The sequence below is a fragment of the Leifsonia sp. GW821-FHT13C09 genome (assembly GCF_058806435.1).
The window spans coordinates 325,556-349,596 of sequence record NZ_JBXAPS010000004.1 but is presented as its reverse complement, the minus strand read 5'-3'; the positions used below and the strand labels follow the sequence as shown (position 1 = coordinate 349,596).

Below are 24,041 nucleotides of genomic sequence, written 5' to 3'. Positions count from 1 at the left end.
GGGACCTTCGCCGTCCGCGCTACCGGGTCAGACCAGCGAGTCCCGCCACGCGGCGTGCAGCTGGGCGAACCGGCCGGTGCCCGCGATGAGCTCGCCCGGCGAGCCGTCCTCCACCACGCGGCCGTGCTCCATGACGAGCACCCGGTCCGCGATCGCCACTGTCGACAGGCGGTGGGCGATGATCACGGCGGTGCGGTCGGCGAGCAGCGTCTGCAGCGCCTCCTGCACCAGGCGCTCGCTCGGGATGTCGAGCGAGCTGGTCGCCTCGTCCAGGATGAGCACAGCCGGGTTCGCCAGGAACGCCCGGGCGAACGAGATCAGCTGCCGCTGACCCGCGGACACCCGGCCGCCGCGCTTGTTCACGTCGGTGTCGTAGCCGTTCGGCAGGCCCGCGATGAACTCGTGCGCGCCGACCGCCATGGCGGCCTCCTCGATCTCCTCGCGCGTCGCGTCCGGCTTGCCGAGCGCGATGTTCTCGGCGACCGAGCCGCTGAACAGGTAGGCCTCCTGGGTGACCATGACGATCGCCCGGCGCAGGTCCTTCGGGTGCATGTCCCGCAGGTCCACGCCGTCGAGCGTGACCCGGCCCTCACTCGGGTCGTAGAACCGCGAGATCAGCTTGGCCAGCGTCGACTTGCCCGCTCCGGTGGAGCCGACGAGCGCCACGGTCTGCCCGGCAGGGATGTCCAGGCTGAACTCCGGCAGGATGACGCGGTCCCGCTTGTAGGCGAACGTCACGCCGTCGAAACGGACGTGGCCTTCCGCCGTCCACAGGTCGGTCGGCTGCACCGGGTCGGGAACGCTCGGCTCCTCCTCCAGGACGCCCGAGATCTTCTCCAGCGCCGCGGCGGCCGACTGGTAGGAGTTGTAGAACATCGCCATCTCCTCCATCGGGTCGAAGAACCGTCGCGTGTAGAGCAGCGTCGCGAGCAGTACACCGATCGCGAGCTGGCCGTCCGCGACCCGGAAGCCGCCGACGAGCAGCACGGCGCCGACCGTCACGTTGCCGATCATCACCAGCCCGGGGTCGAAGATCCCGAACAGCTGGATGACCCGCGCGTTCACATCGCGGTAGTCCTCGACCAGACCGCCGAACTCCTTCTCGTTGCGCTTCTCCTTGCGGAACGCCTTGACCGCGCGGATGCCGGTCATGGTCTCCACGAAGTGCACGATCAGCTTCGCCGACGCCACCCGCGAGATGCGGAACAGCACCTGCGAGCGCTTCTGGAACCAGCGGGTCAGCAGGTACAGCGGCAGCAGCGAGCAGAGCAGCACGACGCCGCTCACCCAGTCGAGCCAGAACAGCGCGATGCCGATGAACAGCATGTAGAGGAAGCCCTGCACGAGCTGGTTGATACCCGAGTCCAGCAGCTCCCGGATGGAGTCCAGGTCGCTGGTCTGCCGCGAGATGATGCGGCCGGACGTGTACGACTCGTGGAACTCCAGCGAGAGCTTCTGGGTGTGCAGGAACACCCGCTTGCGCAGGTCGATGAGGATCGCCTGGCTGATCCGCGCGCTCAGCACCGTGTACCAGGCGATCAGCACGGCGCCGATGACGCCGGTGACCAGGTACGCGACGCCCGCCGCGGCGACCGGGAGCCAGTTCTGGCTCTTCAGCGCGGTGATGCCGTTGTCGATGCCGAACGCGATGATCGCCGGCCCGGCCACCTGGCCGGCGGTGCTCACCACGACGACGATCGCGGTCAGCACCAGCCGAGCGCGCAGCGGGTGCAGCAGCGAGCCGAGCAGGCGGAGGGAGCGCCGGCGGATCTGCCGGCTCTCCTCCTTGCTGAGGTCGTTGCGCTCTTCGCCTTCGACGCCCAGGACTGTCGCGGTGCTCACAGGTTCACCTCCTGAAGGATCTCCTCGTCGCGGTCCTCTTCGAGGGAGGAGAGGACGAAACGGTAGTGCTCGTTGCTCACGAGCAGGTCGTGGTGGGTGCCGACGGCCGTGATCCGGCCGTCCTCCAGCAGCGCCACCCGGTCGGCGAGCATCACCGTCGACGGACGGTGCGCGACGACCAGGGCGGTCGTGGAGGCCAGGACCCGGCGGAGGGCGGCCTCCACCAGCGCCTCGGTGTCGACGTCGAGCGCGGACAGCGGGTCGTCGAGCACCAGGATGCTGGGTGCGGCAGCCACGGCACGCGCGAGTGCGAGCCGCTGACGCTGGCCGCCGGACAGGCTGAGGCCCTCCTCGCCGACCTTCGTCTCCACGCCCTCCGGGAGCTCGTAGACGAAACCGGCCTGCGCGATCTCGAGCGCTTCGGTCAGGATGCGCTCCGCCTCCGCCGAGGTCGGGTCGAGCCCGTCGCGGCCGAGCAGCACATTGTCGCGCACCGAGGCCGAGAACAGGGTCGCGTCCTCGAACGCCATTGCGATGGCCTGGCGCAGGTCGTAGCGGGTGAGGTCCCGCACGTCCACGCCGTCCACCTTCACCGCGCCGCCGGTCACGTCGTACAGGCGGGTGGTGAGCGCGGTCAGTGTCGACTTGCCGCTGCCGGTCAGGCCGACGAGCGCCATCGTCTCCCCCGGGCGGACCGTGAGGTCGATGCCGTTCAGGAGGTCGGGGAAGCGCTCGGGCGAGTCCTGATAGCGGAAGTGCACGTCGTCGAAGACGAGCTCACCGCGCGGCTCGGCGATGCGCTTCGGCTCGGCGGGGTCGGTGATCGTGTTGACCTCATCCATGACCTCGAAGAACCGGTCGGCCGCCGTGCGCGTGTCGAACGTCATCGAGAGCAGGAAGCCGATCGACTCGATCGGGAACCGCAGCACGGTCGCGGTCGCGAAGAACGCGACCAGTTCGCCGACCGTCAGCTGGCCCTGCGAGGCCAGCCACACGCCGACCACCAGGCAGATGCCGAACGCCACGTCCGGGATGAGCAGCAGCCATAGCCAGATGCCGGCCACGGCCTTGGCTTTCTCGATCTCCGTGCCGCGCAGCGCCTCCGCCTGCGACTCGAACTTCTTCAGCGCGTGCTTCCCCCGGCCGAACGCCTTGAGGACGCGGATACCGTGCACCGACTCCTCGACGGCCGTCGCCAGGTCGCCGGCCTGGTCCTGGCTGCGGCGCGCCACGATCGAGTACTTCTTCTCGAACACGAAGCCGTAGACCCACAGCGGCGCGGACAATGCCAGGAAGATCAGGCCGAGGATCCAGTTCCAGCCGATCAGGATGGCGAACCCGACGATGATCGTGACGATGTTGACCACGAGCAGGACGATGCCGAACGACAGCCAGCGCCGGATCAGGCTGAGGCCGCTGACGGCGCGCGACAGCAGCTGGCCGCTCGGCCACCGGTCGTGGAAGGCGACGGGCAGGTCCTGCAGCTTCTCGTAGAGGGCGTTGCGCATCCGCGCCTCGACGTGGGTGCCCGGGGTGAGCACGAACCAGCGTCGCAGCGAGATGAACACCGCCTCCGCGGCCCCGAGGCCCACGACGAGCAGGGCCGCCGGCCACACGGCCGCCGGGTCGCCCGCGGACAGCGGGCCGTCGACCAGCCAGCGGAGCACCTGCGGGATGCTCAGCGCGACCAGGCTCGCCAGCAGCGCGGCGACCATGCCGAGCAGGATGCGGGGCGCCGCCGATTTGGCGAACGGCAGGATGCGGAGCAGGGTGCGCACGGTTCCCGAGCGCTTCTTCTCTTCTCTTTGCGGAGGGTGCTGATGGGTTTCAGCGATAGACATGGGTTCCGTTTTCTCTTCGTGCGTTTCGTGACTTCGTTGTTCTGCGTCGGGTCCGCTCGGACCCGGTGAGGCGTGCTGAGAGGTCGCCAAAGGAAGGCGTCGACGGGATCGTGACGTGCCAGGGCCACGGATGCCCTGTGCCGTTGGCGGGGCGGGTGCCGGCGACAGTCAGCCGGAAGCGCGTACCTGCCTGGGACCTACCAGGCGGGGGCCGGCTCCGGGGACGCGTACGCGGCGGCGACGAGCCCGAACACGTTCACGGTTCGTGTGTTCTGCGTCGTTGTCATGGCGTCCTCCCCTGGGCCCGATGCGTCTTCCGAATGCTGCGACAAGGCAGCCCTACAGGATATTCCCAGCATCGCTCAGAGCGCAAGAGCGAGTTTCGCATCGCCCCGATTCGTGCCGAATGTCGCGAATCGCGCGGCCATTGCCGCGATTCGTGCCGAATCACGTCGTGGCGATTTGTGCCGAATGTCGCGAATGGCGCGGCTAGTGCCGCGATTCGTGCCGAATGTGGAGCGCCGGCTGCCTCAGCGGATGCGGATCGAGAGGCAGGTGACGCAGCCCTCGAGCTTCTCGAACTCGGAGATGTCGACCTGGACCACCGTGTAGCCGAGGTCCTCGACCAGCGCGATCGACCCCGGCGCCGACGACGACATCAGCACGGTCTCGTCGTCCAGGACGACGACGGCGGTGCCGTGCGCCTCCGGGACGGGCAGGAAGCGCGGGAAGATCCGCGGGTCGTCCACGAGCGGCTCGTAGCCGATCACGGTGCCGTCGGGGAGGGCGGTGACGGCCGTCTTGAGGTGCAGCGCCTTGGTGACCGGCACGGCGACGACGGTGTAGCCGAGCGGGGCGACGAGCGCGCGGAGCTGGCGGATGCCCTCCGCGTTGGTGCGGCCGCCGCGGCCGACGTAGACGGTGTCGCCGACCTTGAGGACGTCGCCGCCGTCGAGGGTGCCCGGCTCCTCGATGCGCAGCAGACGGAGTCCCTGCGCGCGCAGCGCGGCCTCGGTCCCGGCGATCTCCGGCTTGCGCGAGTCCGCCCCGGGGCGCGCGATGACGGCGGTGTCGCCGAAGACCACGGCCGTGTCCTCCACGAACACCGAGTCGGCGAGCTGGTCGGCGCTGGCGACCTCCACGGTCTGCCAGCCGGCCGCGGAGAGCGCCGCGACGTAGGCGTCCCACTGCGTGTCGGCGAGCTCGCTGTCGACGGTCTCGCGCTCGATGTGGGTGATGAGGCCGTCGGCGAGGTTGCCCGCGGGGATGCGCACCAGCGCGATCTTGCGGGACGTCTGGGTGCCCTGGGACTCGATCGCGCCGAACGCGGCGAAGCCGGCGGTCGGGAACGCGATGGCGACCGCGAGCCAGAACGGGAGGTTGATCCCGATGTAGGACGAAGCGATCTGGCCCCAGGCCTGACCGGTGAGCGTGACGTTCAGCGTCGAGAACAGCACCAGCGTGCCGATCGCCGCACTGATGAGGCCGACCAGGATGCCCGCGACGACCGCGATCCAGCGGCGGTCGTACGCGCCCAGCAGCGCCGCGATCGCCGCGAGGACGAACGCCGCGAGCGCGTTCCACGCCACGTACGGCGTGATGCTTCCGAGCACGGCCGAGTTGAGCTGGTTCGCGATCAGCAGCACGAGCGTGGCGGCCACCAGGCCGATGGCGGCCACGGCGACGGCGGACACGAGGGAGGCGACGAGCCGGCGGGCCCAGGAGGAAGTCATGCGAAAAAGCCTATCCGACCGGTCCCTATGGGATTGCTGGTATCCCGCTGCCGGCCGCGGCGGCCGGCAGCGGGATGCGGCCCGGCTCAGGCGTGCGCGGGCTCGCGCAGGCGCGCCAGAGCGATCTCGTCGGCGGCCTCCAGCGTCGTGATGCCGCGCTCGGCCGCGACGTCGAAGACGCGCGCCACGGTGTCGCCGATGGCCTCGACGCGCTCCTGCGTCGCCTCGGCCGAGGGGTGCTCCTCGTTCATCATCGCGAGGAAGATGACGCCGCCGGCGTTGACGACGAAGTCGGGCGCCCACAGGATGCCGCGGGCGGCGAGGCGCTCGGCGCCGGAGCGCTCGGCCAGCTGATTGTTCGCCGGGCCGACGACCGCCTTCACGCGCAGCTCGTCGATCACGGTGTCGGTCAGGACCCCGCCGACACCGGCCGGGACGAACAGGTCGCCCTCCACCCGGTGCGCCTCGTCCGGCTCCACCCAGGTCGCGTCGAGGGCCTCGGCGAGGGCGCGCTTGGCCGGGTTGACGTCGGTGACGGTGAGCACCGCACCCTCGCTCGCGAGGCGCATGGCGATGATCGAGCCGACGTGGCCGAGCCCGAGCACGGTGACCCGGCGGCCCGAGACGTCGCGGCTGCCGGTGGCGCGCTCCAAGGTCGCGAGCAGGCCGGCGTAGACACCGGCGGCGGTCGCGTCGCTCGGCTCGCCGACGCCGCCCTCCGCGGGCGGGAGGCCGCAGACGTGGGCGGTGCGGGTCGCGACGACGGACATGTCCTCGGCGCTCGTGCCGACGTCCTCCGCGGTCATATAGCTGCCGCCCAGGCTCTCGACGGCGTCGCCGAGGTCGAGCATGACCTCGTAGCGCTCGGTCGGGCTGAGCTGCTTGCCGCGCGGCAGGTAGACGACGGCCTTGCCGCCGCCGCGGTTGAGGCCGGCGGCGGCGTTCTTGAACGTCATCCCCTCGGCCAGGCGCAGGGAGTCGGCGACGGCCTCCTGCCAGGAGTCGTAGTTCCACACCCGGCAGCCGCCGAGGGCGGGGCCGAGGACGGTGGAGTGCACCGCGATGCTGATGGTGAGGCCGCTCCGCCTCCCCTTCACCACGTGCAGTGTTTCGTGCGGAAGGTCGGTGGGCAGGACGGACATCGGTGTCTCCTCGTGGGATCGCGGTGAATGCTGAGGGTCTTGTGGACCGTCGTCTATTCTCCGCGACCCCGCGAGGTGATGCAATCCGGCGTGCGCAGGCTCAGGAGAATGAGCACCGTCTCAGTGGAAGAAGTGGCGCTCTCCCGTGAAGTACATCGTCACTCCGGCCGCCTTCGCCGCCGCGATGACGTCCTCGTCGCGGATCGACCCGCCCGGCTGCACGATCGCGGACACACCGGCGGCGATCAGGATCTCGGGGCCGTCGGCGAACGGGAAGAAGGCGTCGGAAGCCGCCACCGAGCCTGCGGCACGGTCGCCCGCGCGGCTGACGGCGAGGTTGCAGGAGTCCACCCGGTTGACCTGGCCCATGCCGACGCCGACGGAGGCGCCGTCCTTGGCGAGCAGGATCGCGTTCGACTTGACCGCGCGGCAGGCCTTCCAGGCGAACTCGAGGTCGGCGCGCGTGGCGGCGTCGGCCTCCTCGCCGGAGACGAGCGTCCAGCCGCTGGAGTCGAACGCATCGAAGCGGTCGGCGTCCTGCACCAGCACGCCGCCGGAGAGCTGGCGGAACTCGGTCACCGACCGCGCGTAGCCCTCGGGCAGTCGGAGGATGCGCAGGTTCTTCTTGGTCTGCAGCAGCTCCAGCGCCTCCGGCTCGAAGTCCGGAGCGATGAGGACCTCCGTGAAGATGCCCTTCACCGTCTCGGCCATGGCGAGCGTCACGGTGCGGTTGGCCGCGATCACGCCGCCGTAGGCGGAGACCGGGTCGCACTCGTGCGCCTTGCGGTGGGCGTCGGCGATGTCGTCGGAGACCGCGATGCCGCACGGGTTGGCGTGCTTGATGATCGCGACCGCCGGCTCGGTGAAGTCGTAGGCGCTGCGCAGCGCCGCGTCGGCGTCCACGTAGTTGTTGTACGACATCTCCTTGCCGCCGAGCTGCGTCGCCTGGGCGATGCCGCGGCCGGCCGGGTCGGCGTAGAGCGCCGCGGCCTGGTGGGAGTTCTCGCCGTAGCGGAGGGTCTGCTTGAGCTCGGCGCGCACCTCGAAGCGCTCGGCGAAATCATCCGTGGAGGGCGCCTCCCCCGCGAACCATGCCGCGACGGCGCCGTCGTAGGAGGCCGTGTGCGCGAACGCCTTGGCGGCGAGCGCGCGGCGCTGGTCGAAGCTCGTCCCGCCCGCGGCCACCGCGGCGGCGACCTCGGCGTAGTCGTCCGGCGAGACGACGATCGCGACGTTCGCGTGGTTCTTGGCCGACGCGCGCACCATCGCCGGGCCACCGATGTCGATCTGCTCGACCACGTCGTTGCCGACCGCGCCAGAGGCGACGGTCTCCACGAACGGGTAGAGGTTGACGACGACGAGCTCGAACGGCTCGATGCCGAGGTCCTTCAGCTGCTCCTCGTGCGAGGCGAGCCGCAGGTCGGCGAGGAGGCCGGAGTGGATGGCGGGGTGCAGCGTCTTGACCCGGCCGTCCAGCGACTCCGGGAAGCCGGTGACGCTCGCGACGTCGGTCACCGCGTGGCCGGCGTCCCGGATGGTCTGGGCGGTGGAGCCCGTCGACACGATCTCGACCCCGGCCTCCGCCAGCGTCGCGGCGAGGTTGAGCAGGCCCGTCTTGTCGCTGACCGAGATCAGGGCGCGACGGATCGGGACGACGTCCCGTTCGCGGTAGAGGCTGGCGTCGTGGCGGGGTCCGCTCATACTCGGGAGAGCTCCTTGAGGTCGATGTGTCCGTTGGCGATGTCGAGGACGGCGTCGATCAGCAGCCGTCGCTCCACGGGTTTGATGCGTTCGTGCAGGCTGGCCTCGGTGTCGCCGGGCAGGATCGGAACGCGCTCCTGGCTGATCACCGGGCCGGCGTCGACGCCGTCGTCGACCACGATCAGGCTGGCGCCGGTCTGGGTGGCGCCGGCGGCGAGCGCGTCGCGGACGCCGTGCGCGCCGGGGAACTCGGGCAGGTAGGCCGGGTGGGTGTTGATCAGGTGCGGCGAGAGCGCTCGGACCACGCGCGGCGGGACCAGGCGCATGAAGCCGGAGAGGATGACGAGGTCGGGCTCCCACAACAGGATCTGCTCGAGCAGGGCGTCGCCCCACTCCTCTCGGCTGTCGTAAGAGGTGAAGGGCACCGTGAACGACGGGACGCCGAACTCCTCGGCGTGCTCGAGCCCGTCGGCCTCGCGGTCGGCTCCCACCGCCACGACGCGGGCCGGGAACTCGGCGTCGGAGGCGGCCTCCAGCAGCGCACGCAGATTGGAGCCACCACCGGAGATCAGCACGACGATCGAGAGCACGCGACCAGCCTACCCACCCGGCGAGGCGCGCTCCGACCAGCGTGGAGCGGGCCCCCGGCTCAGCGCCGGGCGCGGCCTCCCGCCACCAGCCCGATGACGGCGGCGACCGCCACCTCCCCCGCCGCGAGCGCGCCGACCAGCCACGGGTTCGGGCCGACGTCGTGCAGGCGGCCGGGGCCGAGCGCGCCGGACGACCACCACGCGAGGAGGCCGAGCTCGATGCCCGCGACGACGCCGATGCCGAGCGCGGTGAGGACGAGCGCGAGCGCTCCGTCGGTCTCCGCCTTCCTCGTGCTGCGCAGCAGGGCCGCGGCGAGGAAGCCGGCGAGCAGGGGCACGATCACACCCGCCAGGCCGAAGGTGTAGCCGTGCGCCGGGATGACGCCGAAGAGCGGGACTCCGGGGAGCGGGCCGAGGGCGGTCCCGATCGGGCTGACCGTGGAGCCCGTCCCGATGGCGAACCCGGGACCGACCAGCCACGACATCAGCCAGATCACCAGGTTCGGGAGGAAGGCGAGCTGGGCGACGGTGAGGGCGATGCCGCCGACCACCCCGGTCTGGAGCTGTTCGTACAGGCTGATGATCGCGCCGTAGTTGCCGAAGATGAGCAGCGCCAGGAGCAGCGCGGACAGGCCGATGACGATGGCCGTGGCTGCGCTCCCGGCGCGCAGGGCGCCAAGGACAGCCTTGCGCACCGGCGCGGGGACCGCGGCGACCCGGGAGCGGACGGCGACGCTGACCGGCGCGGGGGCGCCCCGGCCCGTCGCCGGAGCCGCTCCGCCGTCGGCCGTCCGCTCGCCGCCGTGGTCGCCGGACGACTCCCGCAGGCCGCGGAGCGCCGCGAAGACGAAACCGATCCCGATGCCGAGCGCGTAGACGAAGGCCGGGAGCACGAAGCCGCGCCACAGCGACGGCTGCACGATGGCGCTGCCGCCCGTCGCCGTCACAACGACGGAGACCGCGAAGAACGCGGCGAGCGCGGAGACCGCCCCGGTCGAGCGGTACGGGGTCTCGGCCGCGCGCAGCCCGGTGCGCACTCCGAGGCCGGCCGTGAGGGCGGCGAACCCGAGGAGCGGGATCGTCACCGTGAAGGGCGCCGCGGCGGCCGGGAGCCCCAGGGACGCGACGAGCTGCGGATCCAGCGACACTGTGAGGTCCACGCCGTGCCCGATCAGCCAGATGTCCGCCGTCGCCCGCCATACCACCGCGAAGTCACCGGCGAGGTGGTACTGCACCGCCCACAGGAGGGTGAGCGGGACCAGGCAGACCGCGAGACCGATCGCCGCGACGATGACCGCCTCGAGTGCGGCGAGCAGGGCGACGGTTGTGCGATTCATGACCGGATGGAGCCTACCCGCCGAGCGGCCGCCCGCCCGGCAGACACTTCGCCGGCTCAGGAGACGGTCATCATTCGCAACGAACGAAGACAACGAGTCCATCACGATGGGAGGAAAACATCTTGCGTCTACACCTCTTGAATTTCAATGCCAGGTCTGGTTGGCTGTGGCCATGAGAAAGCACACCAGAGTGACAACTGTCCGTTCCCGCCTCGCCGCGGGCGCAATCGCTGCCGCCGCGTCGGTCGGTCTCGTCGTCGGCACGTCAGTGCCGGCGAACGCGGCGATCTGGCACTACGTGTCGTCGTCATGGGTTGAGGCGTACGCAGGGGCGACGTCCAACACAGCGAACGACGGGATGATGCAGGCTTATGCCGTGCTCGGCAACGACTACAAATGGGGCGCGCGCTCGTCGAGTTCCACGCTCGCGGTAGTCAACGGGTTCAACATGACCCACAAGGCCCAGCTCTTCCGCGACGGCAAGCTGATCGTTTCGAGCTGAGGTCCACGCGAGACGGAGGCGGATGCCGCGCTTGCGCGAACCCGCCTCCGTCTCTTTTTCACGGCTCCACTCCGAAAGCACACATGACACCTTCTCTGACGCGGATCGCCTCTGCGATCGCAACAGTCACGCTCACTGCCCTCATAGGCGGCTGCGCCTCGCCGCATGCAGACGAGGGCAAACTGGCGGATTCGTTCACCGCTCTCATCAAGGAGAAACTCGCCGGCGAAGTGACAGACTTCGAGACCCAGGTGCTCGAGCGCGCGTTGGACCGCGGAACGATTTCACCGAGCGACTACGAGGAAGCGCACGACCGCTATCGCGAATGCATGGCCCAGCACGGGGTCGAAACCGAAGAACTCCGGTTCCCGAACGGAGTCATCCACGCGACTCCGCCGAAGCCGGACGACGAATTCTCGGTCGAGCATCTCGTCGAGTTGGATTACATGTGCGCACGTTCGACGATCTTCCTCATTGACGAGCTCTACGTGGTGCAAAAAGGCAATCCCGGTCTGCTCCGCGACACCGCCGCCGTCGGCACAGCCTGCCTGAAACGCGAGAAGCTCGCACCTTCTTCGTTCAGTCGCGACGACTTCGAGTCGGCGTTCGGACCAGGCCACGCTGACTACGGCAGCCTCCCCTTCGACGTCAAAGACGAGAGGGTGCAGGTGTGCCTGTTCACAGCGCACATCGTGATCGGGTTCGCGGAATGACGACCACCTGTCTCATTCAAAAAAGGATCGCCGCGCATCCATCCTTCCGCGACGACCGCGCGCGTGCGTCGATCGGGTTTTTCGAGTGATCCGTCGACTTCTACTTCCCATCGCCGCATCAATCATCGGGCTGGCCTGCGGCGTCGTCCTCGTGCTCGCTTTCGCTCCTTCCGCACCTGACGGCCTCCAGCCGCCGGCCGTGCCACACACGCTCGGCCTCAAGGAGATCGAGTTCCGGGACGAGCGTTCTATGGGCCTGACCGCCACCGTCGAGCGCGCCGCCCCTATCACGCTGAACACAAATGGGATGGTGACAGGGTCTGAGTGCGTCTCCGGCGGGACGATCCGAAGCGGGGACGTGATCGCGCACGTCGATGCAATGCCCGTCGTGGTGCTCGCCAGCAGCATCCCGCTCTTCCGCGACCTCGTACCCGGCGATGAAGGCACCGACGTCACCGCGCTGCGACACGCGCTCCGCGGGCTTGGGTTCGACGTGGACGCCGGAGGCCCATACAGCGCCGCCGTCCGGGACGCTCTGAAGGACGTCCAGCGCCGCACGGGGATGGCACCAGCCGACGGCTCGCTCCGGATCTCTTCGATCGCGTGGCTCCCCGCGCCCTCGGTAGCGGTGTCGTCCTGCGAGGTCGCCGTCGGCGAGCACTACGACGCCGGCGGTCCCTTCGCAGAGGTGCCCGGAACGCTGCGCTCGCTCGCCCTTGTCGCAGGGGCGACCACCGCGCCTGTGCCGGGCGAGCGCACGGTCCGGCTCGGCTCACACGAGTTCGCGATGCCCGAAAGCGGAGTGATCGAGGACCGTAGCATCCTTGAGGGGGTTGCCGCGTCACCCGAATACCTGGCGAACGCCGCGAAGCCCAAGGACTCCACGTTAACTGTTTCGACTCGGCTGGTCGCCCCGCTGCGGGTCGTCTCCGTGCCGCCCGGCGCCGTCATCGGCGCGGCGGACGCCCGGTGCGTACAGCTCGAAACCGGGGAGACGACGACGGTGCGGATCGCGGCGAGCCGGCTCGGCACTTCCTATGTCACCTTCGACCACGGCATGCCCGATCGCATCCGCATCGGGTCCGCGGTGACGGCAAAGGGCTGCGGGTGAGCACGGGCAGCGGAGCGCGATTGGAGGTCGACGACGTCGGACACGCTTTCACCCGTGGCGCACCGCTCTTCCGAGGCCTCACCTCGACGATGTCGGCGGGTGATGTCTGGGCTGTGACCGGGCCGTCCGGGTCGGGCAAGTCGACGTTCCTCTCGCTTCTCGCCGGCTGGGAGGCGCCGACGTCCGGGAGGATAGACCGCATCGGCATCGACCGGGTCGGCTGGGTATTCCAGAACCCGCACGGTCAAGCGCACCGAACCGCGCTCGATCACGTGGTGTACCCGCTCATCGCGCGCGGTGCCGCTCGCACAGAGGCCGTCGGGCGTGCGGAGCGCATCCTCGACGAGCTCGGACTCCGCGCTCTCGCCGGCCGCGTCTTCTCTCAACTCTCGGGCGGGGAAGCGCAGCGGCTCATGCTGTGCAGGGCGATCGCCGCCGAACCCGACCTCCTGCTGGTCGATGAGCCAACCGCACAGCTGGACCGCGCCAATGCGTCGACGGTGAACGGTGTCCTCCGTTCACTCGCCCGCATCGGCGCAATCGTCGTAGTCGCCTCCCACGACCCGGACACTGTCGCCGCGTGCAGCCATCGGCTGAGGCTCGACCAGACACGCGCGTCGGACGGCCCGCTTCCGTGACGCTCACCCGATTCCAGTCGCTGGCCGGTGAGAGCCGACGAAACGTCGCGACCAGTCCCCTGCGCTCGTTCATTCATGGAGCTGTGCTCGCGTCGTTGATCGTCGCGAGTTCACTGCTCGACGCGGTTACGATCGCCGGGCTGGAGCGCCAGGCCGAGATCTTCCGAGCAGCAGGCGGCGCGACGCGGGTTCTCTCCTCGCCTGCGGGCGTCGAGCGCGACCTCTGCGAGAGACTCCCGGCAACGGCCGGGTTCGCAGCGTCCGGATCGCTCGCACAGGGAGAGTCGACCTCATTGGTGGCAGCCGGTTCCAGCACACTCCCGGTATACGAAATCAGCCCTGGGCTTGCAAGCCGCCTGGGAATCGTCGGCAGCGGACAGGGAGGGGTGTACCTCGCTACGACTTTCGCGGCTGAGCTCGGAGCGGACCGCGGCACGGTCCTCATGACGCAAGAGGGTGACGTGACCGTCCTCGGGACGTTCGCCCCGGGCCCGCGGGAGGGCGGAGAGGCTCGACTCTCGTCCGCCCTCGTCTCGATCGTTCCGCCCGCGGGGCGCGCATCAGAATGCTGGGCCGACACCTGGCCGGCCACCCGCGATCGCGACCCGCTCCTGCTGACGACGCTGTCACCCGATGCGTCGCCGAAGGACACCTCGCTCGACGCGCTGAATCCGGTGGCCGGGCAACGGTTCACGGGCGCGGAGACCTTCGCAGGGCGCGCGACACGGTACACACCGGCCCTCGCTGCCGCTGGCGCACTCTTACTTGGCATCGTGTACTCTCGCAGCCGCCGTCTGGAGCTGGCCGGCTCGCTTCATGCCGGCGCCAGTCGCTCTTTCGTGATGGGGACAATGCTGGGCGAGGCCACGCTCGTCGGTCTCCCCGCAGCGGCGTTGGCAGCCCTCACCTCCTCCTTCCTCGCGCCCCTGCTGCATATTGCTATGCGTACGCTGCTTCCTGTGTCGGCACTCCCAGCCGTCATCACAGTGACGATGTTCGCGCTTGGTGTCGCAACGGCGGCATCCACGGTTCGGGAAAGTGATCTGTTCGTCCTGTTCAAAGCGCGTTGACCATAGGACTTTGGCGTCTCCGTACTCTGGCCCGTTCCGAGGGCGCGGCAGACAATTCGCCGGCTCAGGAGACGGTCATCACCTCGGTGTCCTGGTCAGCCTCCTCCGGGACCGTGACGGCCGGCCGCTGGACGAGCTCCAGGATGGCGATGACGACCGCCGCGATCACCAGCGTCCAGATGATGAGCGACGGCGTGAGCGGCCGCACGAACAGGACGACCGCCGCGGCGATGACCGCGATCGCGGCCCGCAGCAGCACCCGCTGGGCGTACAGCCACTCCCCCACCCGCCCGGTGGTGATGCCGTGACGCTCGGCGGCCTCCCGCACCCAGGTCACCCCCGAGCCGAAGAATCCGCGCAGCTTGCGCGGCACCCCGAAGGGCCCCGAATACCAGCCGACCAGGGCGACGACGATCGCCAGCACGAGCACGGCGACACCGGTGTCCTTCATCGCCGTCGAGACCGTCGTGTAGAGCGTCGTCGCGACACCCGCCGGCACCAGCTTCGGGGAGGCCGAGGCGACGAACACGATCTGGCCGATCGCTATGGCGGAGATCACGACGATCATCGCGATCGCCAGCGCCGACGCGGCTCCGATCAGGGCCAGGGCGCGGCGGCGCGCGACGATCACGCCGAGCGCGAGCAGGCCGATCGAGACCCAGGGCAGCCAGGCTCCCGCCACGAGCGCGAGGTTGTAGAAGACCTGGAGGGTGGGGATGGAGGAGTTCTGCGCGACGGTGATCGTCTTGTCGACGGTCGGGATGCGCGAGGCGAAGCTGATGCCCTGGTCCACAAGGACCTGCTTCACCTTGTCGATGATCGGCCCCAGTTGGACACCGACCGACCCGTCCTTGCCGATCGCGATCGCCGCCTGCGGATTGCCCTGCATCGTCGCGACCAGCTGGGTGTGGCTGACCCGCAGGGCGTCCTGCCAGACCTGCGCGAAGGCGTCCGAGGCCACGAACCGGCCGACGGTCGTCTGGATGAGCGACACGATGCCCTGCGCCAGCGGCGCCTTGAGCGCGTCGAGCGCCTTCGTCGCGACCGGTCCCGTGCCGAGGCCCGTGATCCCGTCGATCACCTGCGAGGTGAGCTGCGGGATGTCGACGTGCTGCTGGATGACCTTGACCGTCTCATCGGTGACGTAGGCCTGGACGCCCGGGTCGTGCGCGAGCGGCGCGTACGTGGCGACGAAGGCGTCCGTGTCGGTGAGCTGCACCTTCGCCCACGAGGCCACCACTGCCACGGGCGCGAGGATCGCGCCGATCACGATCAGCACGACGGCGAGCAGGGTCCACCCCCAGCCGCGCTTGTGCTTCGGCTGTTGCACGGCTGCGAGGTCCGGCAACGGCTCGGTCGCGTTCTCGTCGAGCCGGTTCCGGAGCGCGGCGTTCTCGGCTTCGAGCGCCGCGATACGACCCTCGAGCTCGGCGTTCGTCAGACGTGGCATCGCCTCCCCCTCCCGGACGGTTGGGCACACTGTAGCGCCGCCGCACCGGCCGCGGGCAGGCCCCGATCCCGGCTGTGGAGAGACGGATCGGGGCCGGACCCCGTGGAGGAGTCCGGCCCCGATCGGCGGATTGGAGCGGTGCCTTACAGCGCCGCGTAGACCTCGCGCAGCAGCGCCGCGGTCTCGGACGGGGTCTTGCCGACCTTCACGCCCGCGGCCTCCAACGCCTCCTTTTTCGCCTGCGCCGTGCCGGCCGAGCCGGAGACGATCGCACCGGCGTGGCCCATCGTCTTGCCCTCGGGCGCGGTGAAGCCGGCGACGTAGCCCACGACCGGCTTGGTCACGTTGGCCTTGATGAAGTCGGCCGCGCGCTCCTCGGCGTCGCCGCCGATCTCGCCGATCATGACGATCGCCTTGGTCTCCGGGTCGGCCTCGAACGCGGCGAGCGCGTCGATGTGGGTGGTGCCGATGATCGGGTCGCCGCCGATGCCGATGGCGGTCGAGAAGCCCAGGTCGCGCAGCTCGTACATCATCTGGTAGGTGAGCGTGCCGGACTTGGAGACCAGGCCGATCGGGCCCTTGCCGGTGATCGTCGCCGGGGTGATGCCGACGAGCGACTCGCCCGGGGTGATGATGCCGGGGCAGTTCGGGCCGATGATCCGGGTCTTGTTGCCTTTCTCCTTGGCGTAGGCCCAGGCCTCGGCGGAGTCCTGCACCGGGATGCCCTCGGTGATGACGACGAGCAGCGGGATCTCGGCGTCGATGGCCTCCACCATCGCGTCCTTGGCGAACGCCGGCGGCACGAAGATGATCGACACGTCCGCGCCGGTCTTCTCGATGGCCTCCACGACGGTGCCGAAGACGGGGAGCTCGACGTCGCCGTGCGTCACGGTGGTGCCGGCCTTGCGGGCGTTGACGCCGCCGACGACCTGGGTGCCGGCCTTCAGCATGAGGGCGGTGTGCTTGGTGCCCTCGCCGCCGGTGATGCCCTGGACGATGACCTTGGAGTCCTTGTTGAGGAAGATAGACATTCTCTGATTCGTCCTTGCTTACTTCGCGGCCAGCTCGGCGGCCTTGTCGGCGCCTTCGTCCATGGTGAGTGCGAGGGTGACCAGCGGGTGGTTCGCCTCGGTGAGGATGCGGCGGCCCTCTTCGACCTTGTTGCCGTCGAGACGCACGACCAGGGGCTTGTTGGCCTCGTCGCCGAGGATCTGCAGCGCCGTGACGATGCCGTTCGCGACCGCGTCGCAGGCGGTGATGCCGCCGAAGACGTTGACGAAGACGCTCTCGACCTGCGGGTCGTTGAGGATGACGTCGAGCCCGGCCGCCATGACCTCGGCGGACGCGCCGCCGCCGATGTCGAGGAAGTTGGCCGGCTTGACGCCCTTGTGCTTCTCGCCCGCGTAGGCGACCACGTCGAGCGTCGACATGACCAGGCCGGCGCCGTTGCCGATGATGCCGACCTGACCGTCGAGCTTGACGTAGTTGAGGCCGGCCTTCTTGGCCTTGGCCTCGAGCGGGTCGGCGGCCTCCACGTCCTCCAGCGCCTCGTGGTCGGGGTGACGGAAGTCGGCGTTCTCGTCGAGCGTGACCTTGCCGTCGAGGGCGATGATCTCGCCCTCCTCGGTGAGGACGAGCGGGTTGACCTCGACCAGCGTCGCGTCCTCACCCGTGTACACGTCGTAGAGCTTGACGAAGACCTCGGCGACCTTGGCGACCAGGTCGTCCGGGAACCCGGCGGCCTTCGCGATCTCGGTGGCCTTCGCGGTGTCCAGGCCGCCACGCGGGTCGACCTCGATGCGGGCGAGCGCCTCGGGCTTCTCGACCGCGAGCTGCTCGATCTCCATGCCGCCCTCGACGCTGGTCAGCGACAGGTAGGAGCGGTTGGCCCGGTCGAGGAGCACCGAGAAGTAGAACTCGCGGGCGATGCGGGCGCCCCCGGCGACCATGACCCGGCGGACCACGTGGCCCTTGATGTCCAGGCCCAGGATGGCCTTGGCGGCCTCTTCGGCGTCGTCCGGCGTCTTGGCGACCTTCACGCCGCCCGCCTTGCCGCGGCCTCCGACCTTGACCTGTGCCTTGACGACGGTGACGCCGCCCAGCTTCTCCGCGGCCGCACGGACCTCCTCCGGAGTGTCCGCGACGATGCCCGGAAGGACCGGGACGCCGTACTTCTCAAACAGGTCTCTGGCCTGGTACTCGAATAGATCCACGGTTATCCAATCCGCTGATGTCCGGCGCGCTCGTGGCGCTCCGGCGGTTATCTCCTGGGCGGTCCGGCGGGAGAATAGCTCGACGCCGAGATAAATTCGCCAGTGAGAACTTTAGCGCGTCCGACTGAACAGCCCGAATCCGTTTGTCCTCCACAGTGCGACGGGCCGGACAACCTCTCCACGGATTCGCGCGGAGCCGCTCGCGGGCGGTCCGTCGCGGCGAGCGTTGAGGGCATGACACATCGCATCTCGAACCTCGTGACCGTACTCGTCCTCGCCGGCCTCGCCGTCTTCCTCGGCATGCTGCACGCGCTGGCCGCGTCCCCCGACGCGCGGGCGCTGTCCGGCGCCGGCCACGGCCCCGGCTACCTCTCCCACGACGGCTGGTGGCTCGGCACCTACCGCCTCGACGACGGAGCCCAGGGCTTCTGCCTGAACGCCGGCAAGCCGAGCCCCACCGGCCACGGCTACGACTACACGGACGCCGCGGCACTGGGCTGGTACACACCGGAGCAGTCGGCCTCGCTGGCGTACATCTCCCGCACCTGGGCCGGCACCGACGACCGGCTCACCGCCGCCGCCGGTCAGATCGCGACGTGGCTGGTCGCGGGCCTCGGCGGTCACACGCCGGAGGAGCTCGCCGCCCGCGCCGGGGCGGACGCCGGCCGGGTGCTCGCCCGGGCGCACGAGATGGTGGGCGAGGCCGCGCGCCTCGGCTCGTCCGCGGTGCGGGCGGACGCCGTGCTCGAGCTGGCCGAGAGCGGGCCCGGCCGGGTGCGCGTCGAGCTCGCCGTCGTCCGGCCCTCAGGGACGGAGCTCCTCGCTCCGGGCGAGCACCGGGCACGGGTGTCGCTGGACGGCGCCACCTTCGCGGACGGGAGCGGCGACGCCGAGGTTCCCACGGGGACGGACGTGGCCGTCGTCCCGTCCGGCGACGCTGCGAGCGTGACGGTGAGCGCCGCGGCCTCCCTGGAGGCGCTGCCCTACGGCGATCGGCTGCTCGTCGCCGCCCCGCACCAGGACGCGCAGGCCGTTCTCGTCGCCGTGCCCGCGAACGCGGAGGCCCGCGCGTCGGCGTCGGCGACAGGTCCGTCTCCGCTGCCCTTCCAGCCGGTGGTCTCGACCGTGACCAGCGCTCCGGAGGCCGTGCCCGGCGCGCTGATCCACGACCGGATCACGGTCTCCGTCGACACCGCGGACGGTCTCCTGCCGTCCTGGGGCGTGCGCACGGTCGACGACGGCTTCGAGCCGGTGGAGGCCGTGGTGGAGAGCACGCTGTACGGCCCGTTCGACGCTCCCCTGACCGAGACGCCCGACGTTCCCGACGGGGCGCCGGAGGTCTGCACGGTGGAGACGACGGTGGACAGCACGGGCGAGTACGACACCCCGGAGTGCGCCATCCCCGCCGCGGGGCACTACGTCTGGGCCGAGCGGATCGATCCCGCGCGGGTGCGCGCGGGTGGCGGCGGCGAGCGGATGCGGCCCTGGGTGTCGGCGTTCGGCGTCGCCACGGAGATCACGCTGGCCTCGGCTCCTGTGGTGCGTGGGCCGAAGGAGCCTGGGCCGGAGGAGCCCGCGCCCGCTGCGATGGCGCCGACCGTGCTGGCGGACACCGGCGGCTCCTGGGCGGCGGAGGCGTGGCCGGCGGGCGTGAGCCTCGGGGTGGCCGGCGTCGCGACGCTGATCGCCGCGCGCGCCCGGCGACTGCGTCGCGGGACGGGAGGCTCCCGTTGCAGGATGGAGTCATGACCGCCCCCACTGTGCGTGCGCCCCGGGGTTCACGGGAGCTCACGTTCCGGCAGCTCACCGGCGAGGCACTCTGCCTCGCCGGTGGCGGCCGGGCCCTGCTGCTGCAGATCGCGCACCCGGCGGTGGGGCGCGGCGTCGTGGAGCACAGCGATTTCGCGCGCCGGATGGTGGACCGGTTCCACGACACGATGACGTTCGTCTACGCCGCGACCTTCGCGACGCCCCCGGAGTTCGAGGTGGTCCGCCGGCGGGTCAATCGCGCGCATGCGCCGGTGCGCGGCGCGGCGACCGGCACCGAGCCGGCGTACAGCGCGTTCGATCACGAGCTGCAGCTCTGGGTGGCGGCGACCCTCTACGCGACCATGACGGACCTCGCCGAGCGCGTCCTCGGGCCGCAGAGCGCCGCCGCACGGGAGCAGCTGTATCGCGAAGCGACCCGTTCGGGAGTCGGGCTTCAGGTCCGTCCGGAGGAGTGGCCGGCCACGGTGCCGGACTTCCGGGACTACTGGGACGACATGGTCGGCAGGCTGCGCGTGACAGAGGCCACGCGCGCGGTCGCCGAGCAGATTCTGCACCCTCGAGGTGTGCCGCTGTGGCTGCGGGCGACGCTCCCCGACGCGCGGATCGTCACCGCAGGGCTGCTGCCGCGCGACGTGCGGGACCAGTTCCGTCTGCCGTGGAGCCCGTCGATCGAACGGGGCTTCGAACGCCGGATGCGGGTTGCGGCGGCGGTCTACCCGCGGATCCCGCAGCGGCTCCGCCACCAGCCGCGCGACCTGTACCTGCGCAGGCTGCGACGGTCGATCGCGGAGGGAGGGGGCTAGGCGGCCAGCCCGCGCGACCGCTCGATCCACCGCGCCAGCAGCACCAGTCCGATCCCGATCGCCGCGCCGAGCACGGTCTCGAGCACACGGTCGACGAGCAGCGTGCCGAGCGGCGACGGGGAGGCCAGGTGCGACACCGCGAGCGCCATGGGGGTGATGAAGAGCAGGGCTGTGCCGTAGTGGCGGCCGACCAGCATCTCCGCGAAGAACTGGCACACGATGATCACCGCGATCACGACCAGCGCCGGCGGCGACCACACCAGCACCAGCGCTGTCACGGCGACGCCCCCGATGGTGCCGAAGATCCGGTGCACCGAGCGCGAGATCGAGTGCGCGGCGCGCGCGGGAGGGATGACGGCGACCACGCTCACCACCGCCCAGTAGGCGTGGCCCAGCCCGAAGGTGAGAGCGAGGCCGCCCGCGAGGAGGGCGCCCACGGCGTTCTGCGCCGCGGTCAGCCAGACCCGGGGGTCGCTGACGACGCTCCGGTCGACGCCCGGGCGACGGTGCAGCTTCTTCAGCAGCACGGCGCCCGTCCGAGCGGCCCGGTCGCCCGCCGCACGGCGCATCAGCCAGCCCGACATCGTCAGCAACCACGAGAGCGCGGCGGCGGCGGCGGCGAGGCCGATCCGGCCCCAGGCCTCCGCTGCGGGTGTCGGGATCGCCGCGCACACCAGCAGCGCGAACACGAAGAACAGCGACTGCGCCGGCAAGAGCTGGAAGGCCGACACCAAGAACGTCCCGACCACGACCACGGCGACCAACAGGACCGTCACCAGCAACAGCGGCTCGCCGAGCACCGCGACCAGGACGCCGAGCGCGATGCACGTCAGCAACGCGACCGCCGCCACCGAGACGCTGCGCAGGCGCAGCCGGTACGGCTCGTTGCGGCCGTACAACGCGGTGAATGCGCCGAACGTCGCGTACGCGGCGAGGTCGAGACGACCGACGGCGAACAGCACCAGCAGCGGCACCGCGACCGCAGCAGCTGCCCGGAAGCCGACCTCGACGCTCATCAAGGCGAGGTGGCGCCTCACAGCTTGTCGATCGGTGCGATCTTGATGAGGAGCTTCTTCGCGCCCACCTTCTCGAACTGGACGTGCGCGACGCGCTTGGCGCCCTCGCCGGTGACGTTGGTCACCCGGCCGTCGCCGAAGTCGGAGTGGCGGATGCGGTCGCCCGGCGCGAGCTCCAGGTCGCCGTTGTCGCGGACCTTGCCGGTCACCCGGTTCGGCCACTCCGCCTTGGGGCGCTCGGCCGGGGCGCTGCCGCCGACCGGGTAGCTCTCATTCCAGCGCCCGGCCGTGCCGCCGCCGAGGCCGGGCCGGCGGGCGTTCAGGGCGCGCGACTGCGAGCCGCCACGTCCGTTGGCCGCGCCAGGCGACTGGCGCCAGTCGATCAGATCGGCCGGGATCTCCTGCAGGTACCGGCTCGGCATCGCGACCGCGGTCTCGCCGAACTGCGCGCGCGTCATGGCCAGCGACAGGAACAGACGCTTCTTGGCACGCGTGATCCCCACGTAGAACAGCCGCCGTTCCTCCGCCGGGCCGCCCGGCTCGTTGGCCGACATCCGGTGCGGGAGGAGGTCCTCCTCGATGCCGGTCAGGAACACCGCGTCGTACTCCAGCCCCTTGGCCGTGTGCAGGGTCATCAGGGACACCGAGCCGCTGGAGTCGTCGATCTCGTCCGCCGCGGCGACGAGCGACACCTCCGTGAGGAAGTCGACCAGAGTGCCGTCCGGGTTGTTGCGCGCGAACTCCTTCGTCACCGCGACGAGCTCGTCCACGTTCTCGGCGCGCGCCTCGTCCTGCGGGTCGCGGCTGTTGCGCAGCACGTCGAGGTAGCCGCTGCCGTCGAGCAAGAACGTGAGCACGTCCGCGACCGGCGCGACGCCTGCCGGGTTGGCCGGGTCGATCTTCGCCGCCGCCTCGTCCAGCAGCCCGGAGAGCTGCAGGATCGCGCCGGTCACCTTGGGGCCGAGGCCCAGCGAGCCGGCGTCGCGCATGGCGTCGCGGAACGTGAAGCCGTTGTCTTCCGCGTAGCTCGCGAGCTGCGTCTCCGTCGCCGGGCCGATGCCGCGCTTCGGAGTGTTCAGGATGCGGCGGAGCGCGAGGGTGTCGTCCGGGTTGGCGACCGTGATCAGATACGCCATCGCGTCCTTGATCTCGGCGCGCTCGTAGAACTTGGTGCCGCCCATGACCTTGTACGGCAGCGCCGAGCGGATGAAGATCTCCTCCAGCGCACGGGTCTGCGCGTTGGTGCGATAGAAGACCGCCATGTCCTTGTAGTCCATGCCGGCGGCGTGCAGCTTCTCGATCTCGTCGGCCACGAACTGCGCCTCGTCGTGACCGGAGTAGCCGGTGTAGCCGACGATCTTGTCGCCGTCGCCGACCGCCGTCCACAGCTTCTTGTCCTTGCGGTCGAAGTTGTTGGAGATGACGGCGTTGGCCGCGCTCAGGATGTTCTGCGTCGACCGGTAGTTCTGCTCCAGCAGCACGACCTTGGCGCCGGGGAAGTCACGCTCGAACTCCACGATGTTGCGGATGTCCGCGCCGCGGAACGCGTAGATGGACTGGTCCGAGTCGCCCACCACGGTCAGCGAGGCCCCGGGGATCGCGCCGACCACATCGCGCAGCTTGCTGACGTTGCGGCCGTGCTGCTCCATCTCCTCGGCGACGTCCGGCGCGACCGGCATCGTCAGTTCGCGGATGAGCGAGTACTGCGCGTGGTTCGTGTCCTGGTACTCGTCGACCAGGATGTGCCGGAACCGCGTCTGATACAGCGCGGCGACCTTCGGGAAGGCGCGGAACAGGAACACCGTCTCGGCGATGAGGTCGTCGAAGTCGAAGGCGTTGGCCCGGCGGAGCGCCCGGGTGTACTGCCGGAAGATCTCGAGGAACATCACCTCCTGCGGGTCGCTCAGGTTGGCCGAGCGCGCGAAGGTCTCGATGTCGGTCAGCTCGTTCTTGAGCTTGGAGATACGGCCGGCGGTCCCCGCCACGGTGAAGCCGAGCGTGTCGGCGTCCAGCTCCTTGATGATGCGCTTGAGCAGCGCCCGGGTGTCGCCGGAGTCGTAGATGGTGAAGCTCTGCGTCTTGCCGATCGTCTCGGCCTCCCGGCGCAGGATGCGGACGCACGCCGAGTGGAACGTCGAGATCCACATGCCCTGCGCCCGGCCGCCGAGGAGCTGCTCGACGCGCTCGCGCATCTCGTTCGCCGCCTTGTTGGTGAACGTGATCGCGAGGATCTCGCTCGGCCAGGCCTCCCGGCTCTCGATGAGCCCGGCGATGCGGCGGGTCAGCACGCTGGTCTTGCCCGAGCCGGCGCCGGCGACGATGAGCAGGGCGGCGCCACGGTACTCGGCGGCCTCGCGCTGCTGCGGGTTGAGGCCGGCGAACAGGCGCTCGTCGGGCCCGCGCCGGCCGCCGGCGTCGCCGTTCCCGCCGCTGGAGCCGCCACGCGCGGCGCCGTCGCCGGGGCGCACGTCGCCCTCCCAGCCGTCGAGGATGATCGGCACGGAGGAGGGCACCGTGGAAGAGGAGGAGGGGGCGTCGGGGAGGCTCGTCATGTCTCCAGCCATTTTAG

General features: G+C 70.3%; 19 protein-coding genes. 7 read left to right on the top strand and 12 right to left on the bottom strand.

What is annotated here, in order from left to right:
* Nucleotides 1-27: 27 nt before the first annotated feature.
* The 7 genes from AC1ROW_RS15480 to AC1ROW_RS15450 all read right to left on the bottom strand — a co-directional run bounded on the left by AC1ROW_RS15480 (nucleotide 28) and on the right by AC1ROW_RS15450 (nucleotide 10,186).
* Complete coding sequence (locus AC1ROW_RS15480; protein WP_493019786.1) at nucleotides 28-1,842, bottom strand: ABC transporter ATP-binding protein; 1,815 nt, start codon at nucleotides 1,840-1,842, stop codon at nucleotides 28-30.
* Nucleotides 1,839-3,683 carry an ABC transporter ATP-binding protein gene (locus AC1ROW_RS15475; protein ID WP_493019785.1) on the bottom strand — a complete coding sequence of 615 codons (1,845 nt, stop codon included), beginning with the start codon at nucleotides 3,681-3,683 and terminating at the stop codon, nucleotides 1,839-1,841. Before AC1ROW_RS15475 ends, AC1ROW_RS15480 begins: the two co-directional genes overlap by 4 nt.
* A 530-nt stretch (nucleotides 3,684-4,213) precedes the next feature.
* Nucleotides 4,214-5,416 (bottom strand): dimethylargininase, encoded by a 1,203-nt coding sequence (gene ddaH / locus AC1ROW_RS15470; RefSeq protein ID WP_493019784.1) that lies wholly within the window; start codon nucleotides 5,414-5,416, stop codon nucleotides 4,214-4,216.
* A gap of 86 nt (nucleotides 5,417-5,502) precedes the next feature.
* Nucleotides 5,503-6,558: a Glu/Leu/Phe/Val dehydrogenase family protein gene (locus AC1ROW_RS15465; protein ID WP_493019783.1), complete on the bottom strand. Its 1,056-nt coding sequence runs from the start codon at nucleotides 6,556-6,558 to the stop codon at nucleotides 5,503-5,505.
* Nucleotides 6,559-6,678: 120 nt separating this feature from the next.
* A complete protein-coding gene (gene purH / locus AC1ROW_RS15460; protein ID WP_493019782.1) occupies nucleotides 6,679-8,259 on the bottom strand; it encodes a bifunctional phosphoribosylaminoimidazolecarboxamide formyltransferase/IMP cyclohydrolase in 1,581 nt (526 codons plus the stop codon).
* Complete coding sequence (gene purN / locus AC1ROW_RS15455) at nucleotides 8,256-8,849, bottom strand: phosphoribosylglycinamide formyltransferase (RefSeq protein ID WP_493019781.1); 594 nt, start codon at nucleotides 8,847-8,849, stop codon at nucleotides 8,256-8,258. The genes purH and purN overlap by 4 nt, the downstream gene beginning before the upstream one ends.
* A gap of 59 nt (nucleotides 8,850-8,908) precedes the next feature.
* Complete coding sequence (locus AC1ROW_RS15450; RefSeq protein WP_493019780.1) at nucleotides 8,909-10,186, bottom strand: cell division protein PerM; 1,278 nt, start codon at nucleotides 10,184-10,186, stop codon at nucleotides 8,909-8,911.
* Between the two features lie 190 nt (nucleotides 10,187-10,376).
* Between AC1ROW_RS15450 and AC1ROW_RS15445 the strand changes: the two genes are divergently transcribed.
* The 5 genes from AC1ROW_RS15445 (at nucleotide 10,377) to AC1ROW_RS15425 (ending at nucleotide 14,220) form a co-directional block, all read left to right on the top strand.
* Nucleotides 10,377-10,688, top strand: coding sequence for a hypothetical protein (locus AC1ROW_RS15445; RefSeq protein WP_493019779.1), 312 nt, complete (start codon nucleotides 10,377-10,379; stop codon nucleotides 10,686-10,688).
* 83 nt (nucleotides 10,689-10,771) lie between these two features.
* The gene (locus AC1ROW_RS15440; RefSeq protein ID WP_493019778.1) at nucleotides 10,772-11,401 is read left to right on the top strand and encodes a hypothetical protein; all 630 of its coding nucleotides are present in this window, start codon (nucleotides 10,772-10,774) and stop codon (nucleotides 11,399-11,401) included.
* Nucleotides 11,402-11,486: 85 nt separating this feature from the next.
* Nucleotides 11,487-12,512 (top strand): peptidoglycan-binding protein, encoded by a 1,026-nt coding sequence (locus AC1ROW_RS15435; RefSeq protein WP_493019777.1) that lies wholly within the window; start codon nucleotides 11,487-11,489, stop codon nucleotides 12,510-12,512.
* Entirely contained in the window at nucleotides 12,509-13,150 is a 642-nt protein-coding gene (locus AC1ROW_RS15430) for an ABC transporter ATP-binding protein (protein WP_493019776.1), read from the top strand. Before AC1ROW_RS15435 ends, AC1ROW_RS15430 begins: the two co-directional genes overlap by 4 nt.
* Complete coding sequence (locus AC1ROW_RS15425; protein WP_493019775.1) at nucleotides 13,147-14,220, top strand: hypothetical protein; 1,074 nt, start codon at nucleotides 13,147-13,149, stop codon at nucleotides 14,218-14,220. The genes AC1ROW_RS15430 and AC1ROW_RS15425 overlap by 4 nt, the downstream gene beginning before the upstream one ends.
* 64 nt (nucleotides 14,221-14,284) lie before the next feature.
* Here AC1ROW_RS15425 and AC1ROW_RS15420 read toward each other — a convergent pair whose 3' ends face one another.
* The 3 genes from AC1ROW_RS15420 to sucC all read right to left on the bottom strand — a co-directional run bounded on the left by AC1ROW_RS15420 (nucleotide 14,285) and on the right by sucC (nucleotide 17,883).
* Nucleotides 14,285-15,670 (bottom strand): hypothetical protein, encoded by a 1,386-nt coding sequence (locus AC1ROW_RS15420; protein ID WP_493019774.1) that lies wholly within the window; start codon nucleotides 15,668-15,670, stop codon nucleotides 14,285-14,287.
* A gap of 143 nt (nucleotides 15,671-15,813) precedes the next feature.
* The gene (gene sucD, locus AC1ROW_RS15415; protein ID WP_179605066.1) at nucleotides 15,814-16,701 is read right to left on the bottom strand and encodes a succinate--CoA ligase subunit alpha; all 888 of its coding nucleotides are present in this window, start codon (nucleotides 16,699-16,701) and stop codon (nucleotides 15,814-15,816) included.
* An 18-nt stretch (nucleotides 16,702-16,719) separates the two neighbouring features.
* The gene (gene sucC / locus AC1ROW_RS15410; protein WP_493019773.1) at nucleotides 16,720-17,883 is read right to left on the bottom strand and encodes an ADP-forming succinate--CoA ligase subunit beta; all 1,164 of its coding nucleotides are present in this window, start codon (nucleotides 17,881-17,883) and stop codon (nucleotides 16,720-16,722) included.
* 234 nt (nucleotides 17,884-18,117) lie between these two features.
* Here sucC and AC1ROW_RS15405 point away from each other — a divergent pair, with 234 nt between their 5' ends.
* Both AC1ROW_RS15405 and AC1ROW_RS15400 read left to right on the top strand, forming a co-directional pair.
* The gene (locus tag AC1ROW_RS15405; RefSeq protein ID WP_493019772.1) at nucleotides 18,118-19,632 is read left to right on the top strand and encodes a hypothetical protein; all 1,515 of its coding nucleotides are present in this window, start codon (nucleotides 18,118-18,120) and stop codon (nucleotides 19,630-19,632) included.
* Nucleotides 19,629-20,456 carry an oxygenase MpaB family protein gene (locus tag AC1ROW_RS15400; protein ID WP_493019771.1) on the top strand — a complete coding sequence of 276 codons (828 nt, stop codon included), beginning with the start codon at nucleotides 19,629-19,631 and terminating at the stop codon, nucleotides 20,454-20,456. The genes AC1ROW_RS15405 and AC1ROW_RS15400 overlap by 4 nt, the downstream gene beginning before the upstream one ends.
* On the opposite strand, the gene AC1ROW_RS15395 is transcribed toward AC1ROW_RS15400, so the two are convergent.
* Together AC1ROW_RS15395 and AC1ROW_RS15390 are read right to left on the bottom strand one after the other, a co-directional pair.
* Complete coding sequence (locus tag AC1ROW_RS15395; RefSeq protein WP_493019770.1) at nucleotides 20,453-21,472, bottom strand: FUSC family protein; 1,020 nt, start codon at nucleotides 21,470-21,472, stop codon at nucleotides 20,453-20,455. The genes AC1ROW_RS15400 and AC1ROW_RS15395 overlap by 4 nt on opposite strands.
* A 17-nt stretch (nucleotides 21,473-21,489) precedes the next feature.
* Nucleotides 21,490-24,024, bottom strand: coding sequence for an ATP-dependent helicase (locus AC1ROW_RS15390; RefSeq protein WP_493019769.1), 2,535 nt, complete (start codon nucleotides 24,022-24,024; stop codon nucleotides 21,490-21,492).
* Nucleotides 24,025-24,041: the final 17 nt, after the last annotated feature.

Bases quoted from the DNA above. Each gene is read 5' to 3' on its own strand.
- AC1ROW_RS15475 (WP_493019785.1), bottom strand. From the start codon at position 3,683: ATGTCTATCGCTGAAACCCATCAGCACCCTCCGCAAAGAGAAGAGAAG.
- ddaH (WP_493019784.1), bottom strand. From the start codon at position 5,416: ATGACTTCCTCCTGGGCCCGCCGGCTCGTCGCCTCCCTCGTGTCCGCC.
- AC1ROW_RS15465 (WP_493019783.1), bottom strand. From the start codon at position 6,558: ATGTCCGTCCTGCCCACCGACCTTCCGCACGAAACACTGCACGTGGTG.
- purH (WP_493019782.1), bottom strand. From the start codon at position 8,259: ATGAGCGGACCCCGCCACGACGCCAGCCTCTACCGCGAACGGGACGTC.
- AC1ROW_RS15450 (WP_493019780.1), bottom strand. From the start codon at position 10,186: ATGAATCGCACAACCGTCGCCCTGCTCGCCGCACTCGAGGCGGTCATC.
- AC1ROW_RS15440 (WP_493019778.1), top strand. From the start codon at position 10,772: ATGACACCTTCTCTGACGCGGATCGCCTCTGCGATCGCAACAGTCACG.
- AC1ROW_RS15420 (WP_493019774.1), bottom strand. From the start codon at position 15,670: ATGCCACGTCTGACGAACGCCGAGCTCGAGGGTCGTATCGCGGCGCTC.
- sucD (WP_179605066.1), bottom strand. From the start codon at position 16,701: ATGTCTATCTTCCTCAACAAGGACTCCAAGGTCATCGTCCAGGGCATC.
- AC1ROW_RS15405 (WP_493019772.1), top strand. From the start codon at position 18,118: ATGACACATCGCATCTCGAACCTCGTGACCGTACTCGTCCTCGCCGGC.
- AC1ROW_RS15400 (WP_493019771.1), top strand. From the start codon at position 19,629: ATGACCGCCCCCACTGTGCGTGCGCCCCGGGGTTCACGGGAGCTCACG.
- AC1ROW_RS15395 (WP_493019770.1), bottom strand. From the start codon at position 21,472: ATGAGCGTCGAGGTCGGCTTCCGGGCAGCTGCTGCGGTCGCGGTGCCG.
- AC1ROW_RS15390 (WP_493019769.1), bottom strand. From the start codon at position 24,024: ATGACGAGCCTCCCCGACGCCCCCTCCTCCTCTTCCACGGTGCCCTCC.